The 4,128-nt window shown below is 71.2% G+C and carries 6 protein-coding genes; 3 read left to right on the forward strand and 3 right to left on the reverse strand.

Features of this window, described 5'->3' with window-relative positions:
- Positions 1–52: 52 nt before the first annotated feature.
- Positions 53–364 carry a hypothetical protein gene (locus AB0J68_RS28355; RefSeq protein WP_363941481.1) on the reverse strand — a complete coding sequence of 104 codons (312 nt, stop codon included), beginning with the start codon at positions 362–364 and terminating at the stop codon, positions 53–55.
- 304 nt (positions 365–668) lie between these two features.
- On the opposite strand from AB0J68_RS28355, the gene AB0J68_RS28360 reads away from it, so the two are divergent.
- From AB0J68_RS28360 to AB0J68_RS28370, 3 genes are all read left to right on the forward strand, one after another.
- Positions 669–1,478, forward strand: coding sequence for a helix-turn-helix transcriptional regulator (locus AB0J68_RS28360; protein WP_354856951.1), 810 nt, complete (start codon positions 669–671; stop codon positions 1,476–1,478).
- The gene (locus AB0J68_RS28365; protein ID WP_354856950.1) at positions 1,469–1,657 is read left to right on the forward strand and encodes a DUF397 domain-containing protein; all 189 of its coding nucleotides are present in this window, start codon (positions 1,469–1,471) and stop codon (positions 1,655–1,657) included. Before AB0J68_RS28360 ends, AB0J68_RS28365 begins: the two co-directional genes overlap by 10 nt.
- A gap of 150 nt (positions 1,658–1,807) precedes the next feature.
- Positions 1,808–2,902, forward strand: a complete 1,095-nt coding sequence (locus tag AB0J68_RS28370) for an AI-2E family transporter (protein ID WP_354857011.1) — start codon at positions 1,808–1,810, stop codon at positions 2,900–2,902.
- A 3-nt stretch (positions 2,903–2,905) separates the two neighbouring features.
- Here the strand turns inward: AB0J68_RS28370 and AB0J68_RS28375 are convergent, their stop codons facing one another.
- Both AB0J68_RS28375 and AB0J68_RS28380 read right to left on the reverse strand, forming a co-directional pair.
- A complete protein-coding gene (locus tag AB0J68_RS28375; RefSeq protein WP_354856948.1) occupies positions 2,906–3,703 on the reverse strand; it encodes an alpha/beta hydrolase in 798 nt (265 codons plus the stop codon).
- 70 nt (positions 3,704–3,773) lie between these two features.
- The gene (locus AB0J68_RS28380) at positions 3,774–4,103 is read right to left on the reverse strand and encodes a hypothetical protein (RefSeq protein WP_053658704.1); all 330 of its coding nucleotides are present in this window, start codon (positions 4,101–4,103) and stop codon (positions 3,774–3,776) included.
- Positions 4,104–4,128 lie beyond the last annotated feature (25 nt).

Consider the following 4,128-nt stretch of genomic DNA (forward strand, 5'->3'; position numbering starts at 1 on the left):
GTTTCCGTTCCTGTTGAACGGAAACTGTCCAAGATCTGCGCGTCGGCCGGGTCTAGTCGATGATCGGGCGGCGGAACGGGCCCCACGCGACGAACCGTTCGAACAACTCCCGGGGCGTCGGCCCGTCGTAGGGGTTGAGCTGGTACAGGTCGTGTGCCGCCTCATGGTAGAGGCCGGCCAGGTAGATGGTCAGGGCCACCGGGTCCGCGTCAAACTCCGCCTTGAGCAGCAGCCGGGCGTCCGCGCAGGGCCATGGTCGGCCGTCGGCCCGGCAGCACCACAGAGGCCGCAGCGGGGTGTGCGGCGTCCGATCGCCGCAGGCTCGGGGAAACAGGGGGTACGGCCCGAGCCGCGGCAGCGGCAGCCCGGACGTACGGGCCCGTTCCTGTGGACCGGAACCCGACGGCGTGCAGCCGGCGGGCGACCTCGGCACCGGGTGAACGGGGTCGGACCGACCGGAACGGCGAAGGCGCGGCATCGATACCTCCTCGACTGACTCAGAACGGACGCGCCGCCGGTTGGGGCGACAGCGGCGACCGGGTACGTGACAGTCTGCTGAGAACACCACTACGGTCGGAAGGCATCGTCGTGTCCGCCGGCGTGACTGGGGTAACGGCGTGGTCCGCCGGGTCGACCGGTGGCGATCACCAACAACCTGCGGAGGCACTGTGGAAGGCGACGCCGCGCCGACGGCCGACATGATCCGCGCCCAACTGCGCCGGCTGCGGACCGCCGCCGGGATGAGTCAGGAGGAGTTCGGTCGGCTGGTGCACTACTCCGGCTCGATGGTGTCCGCGCTGGAGCTGGGCCAACGGCCGCTGGACCGGCTCTTCCTGGCCCGCGCCGACGAGGTCCTGACCACCGGAGGCTTGCTCGTGCACCTGCTCAAGCTCGCCGAGCGCGACGGCCTGCCGAGCTGGTTCCGGCCCTGGTTGGACGCCGAGCGGACCGCCCGCCAACTGCGCTGCTTCCAGCCCACGCTCGTCCCGGGTCTGCTGCAGACCGAGAACTACGCCCGCGCGGTGATCCGCTGCGACGATCTGCTCAGCGACGACGAGGTCGAACGCCGCGTGCAAGCGCGCCTGGACCGCCAGTCCATCCTCACGCAACCCGACCCACCGCAGCTCATCGCGGTCGTGGACGAACACGCGCTGCGGCACACCGCTGAGCACATGCGTGGGCTCATGGTCGAGCAACTCACCCAGTTGATCACCTACGCCCAACGCCCGCCGGTCAGCGTGCACGTCATTCCCGCCGAGGTTGGAGTGCACGTCGGGATGTCCGGACCCTTCACGCTTGCGCGCGGCGCCGACGGTGGCTGGGTCGGCAACCTCGAAAACCAGCTTGCCGGCGTCGTGGTTGACCGAGATGGTGACGTAGCTACGCTGCTCTCACGATGGGAGACGGTGAGAAACGAAGCGCTCTCTCATCGGCACTCGATTGACCTGATGAAGGAAGCAGTGAATTCATGCACCTGAGCGGCGCGGTTTGGCGCACCTCCACTCGCAGCGGTAACAGTGAGTGCGTCGAGGTGGCGGACAATCTGCCCGGACTGGTGGGGGTGCGGGACAGCAAGGACCCGTCCGGCGCGGTGCTGGTGTTCGCGACAGCCGCGTGGCGGGCGTTCGTGGCCGCCGCCCGCCATCCCACCGCCTGAGCCGGGAGGTCCCTGGTGCCGCAGCACGACCCGTCCGGCGACGACCCGGACGTGACCCCAGGTCCCCCGCGAGCGGAAACGCCACCGCCGGCGGAAACGCCACTGCCGGTCGAGACGCCGCCGCCGGTCGAGACGCCGCCTCCCGTGCCGGTGCCGGCACCGGGGATCGACCCGGAGGAGCCGCCTGCCGTGCCGTCCGGGAAGTTCGGCACGCCGGGGCGTCCACTGCGACGCAGCAGCTTCCTGGTCGGCTTCACGGGCGCGCTGGGCGTGCTGCTGGCGTACACCCTCTATCTGGGGATTCGCAATGCCGGCGGCATCCTCGTGCTGGTGGTGATCGCGCTCTTCCTCGCGGTGGGCCTCAACCCGGCGGTGGTGCGGCTACGCACCTGGGGTGTGCCCCACGGCCTGGCGGTGACGGTGGTGGCGTTGACCGTGGTGCTGCTGCTCTGCGGGGGCGTGGTGGCGCTGGTCCCGCCGATCGTGACGCAGTCCGGGCAGTTCATCGACCAGATCCCGAGCCTGCTCGACGAGCTGCGCCGCAATCCGACGGTCAATGACCTGGTGGAGCGGTACGACGTGGTGGAGCGGGTGCAGGGCGCGGCCAACGCGGCCACCATCGGCCGGGCGCTCGGCGGGGTGCTCGGCGGCGCCCAACTGATCTTCGGCACGGTGTTCCGGACGTTGACCGTGCTGGTGCTGACCATCTACTTCCTGGCCTACTTCAACCGGCTGCGCTCGCTGGGCTACTCGGTGGTGCCCCGGTCGCGGCGGGAGCGGGTGCAGCTGATCGGCGACGAGATCCTGGCGAAGGTCGGCGCCTACATGGTCGGCGCGCTGAGCATCGCCGTGCTGGCCGGCGCGACCACCTTCGTCTTCGCGCTGATCGTCGGGCTGCCGTACCCGTTCGCGCTGGCCGTGGTCGTCGCGGTGACCGACCTGATCCCGCAGATCGGCGCGACCCTGGGCGCGGTGATCGTGAGCCTTGTCGGTTTCGCCGCCGACCTGCCCACCGGCATCGCCTGCGCGGTCTTCTTCCTGATCTACCAGCAGATCGAGAACTACCTCATCTACCCGAAGGTGATGCGGCGTTCGGTGGAGGTCAACGAGGTCGCCGCCCTGCTGGCCGCGCTGCTCGGGGTGGCGCTGCTGGGCGTGGTGGGCGCGCTGATCGCCATCCCCACGGTGGCCGCGTTGCAACTGATCCTGCGCGAGGTGGTGCTCCCCCGCCAGGAGCGGAGTTGACTGTCAGTCGGCCGGCCCGGGGACGGGCGTGTCCGCGAAGGCGGCCACCGTTCGGTCGGCGTACGCGCTGACGTCGCCGGTCTCCATCGGCCCGTCCCAGGTCGTCGGCAGCGGCACCTCGGCCGCCGGGTTGACCCGCTTGACGATCTCGTCGAGCACGGTCTCCGCGTCGCCGACCCAGAGGTGCTTCGCGCCGGGCACCCCGACCACCTCGGCCTGCGGCACCGCCGCGAACCGCTCCCGCGCCTCGGCCGGGCGCAGGTAGTCGTCGAACTCGGGCACCAGCGCCACCAGCGGCCGACCCGAGTCGGCCCAGGTCGCCAGATCGTCCGGGGCCGAGAACCGCAGCGGCGGGGATAGCAGGATCGCTCCGGCCACCGCCGGGTCGCACCCGTACTTCAGGGCCAGGTCGGTGCCGAACGACCAGCCGACCAGCCAGATGTTGGGCAGTTCGGCGAACTCCGCGTACTCGATGGCGGCGGCCACGTCGTAGCGCTCACCCACCGCGCCGTCGAAGGCCCCCTCGCTGGTGCCGCGCACACTGCTCGTGCCCCGGGTGTTGAACCGCAGCACGGCCACGTCGGCCAGCGCGGGCAGCCGCCACGCCGCCTTGCGGAACACGTGGCTGTCCATCATTCCGCCGTGGGTGGGCAGCGGGTGCAGGCAGACGAGGGTGGCCACCGGGGGCCGGTCGGCCGGCAGGGCCAGTTCGCCGACCAGCCGCAGACCGTCGGCGGTGTGCAGCTCGATGTCCTCCCGGCGGCCGGGCAGGATCGACGACGCGCGGATCGCTGTGCTCACCGCTCAAGTCTGTCGCGAACTCACCGCCGCCGCCCGCCCAGGCACGATCAGGGTGATCCAGGTCGCTCGCTCAGTAGCGCGGCGTGCCCCGGCCGCGCTGCACCGCCGGGCCGCGCCGCTCCCGGGCACGCCAGCACCCGCTGTGCCAGTGCCGGCGGTCGGTCAGGTCACCCAGGCCGTCGGCGGGCCAGGCCACGAGGTGCGCCACCCCGGGTCGGATCTCCTGGTCACAACCGGGGCAGCGGTACGTCTTGACCGACGCGCCCGCCCCGATGCCGCGTACCTGCCAGGCGCCGTCGGTCCACTGCTGCACCGAGGCGACACCCTGCCGGACGCGGTCGGCGTCCAGGTTGGCGTTCTCGTCCCGGCGAGGGCGATTGCGACGAGGGCTCACAGTCACCAAGCGTACGGTCCGTCGGACGGAC

It is taken from the genome of Micromonospora sp. NPDC049580 (assembly GCF_040675595.1).
In the GTDB taxonomy this organism is placed as follows: domain Bacteria; phylum Actinomycetota; class Actinomycetes; order Mycobacteriales; family Micromonosporaceae; genus Micromonospora.

Excerpts from the sequence above, each read along its gene's own strand:
- AB0J68_RS28365 (WP_354856950.1), top strand. The coding sequence starts at position 1,469 with ATGCACCTGAGCGGCGCGGTTTGGCGCACCTCCACTCGCAGCGGTAAC.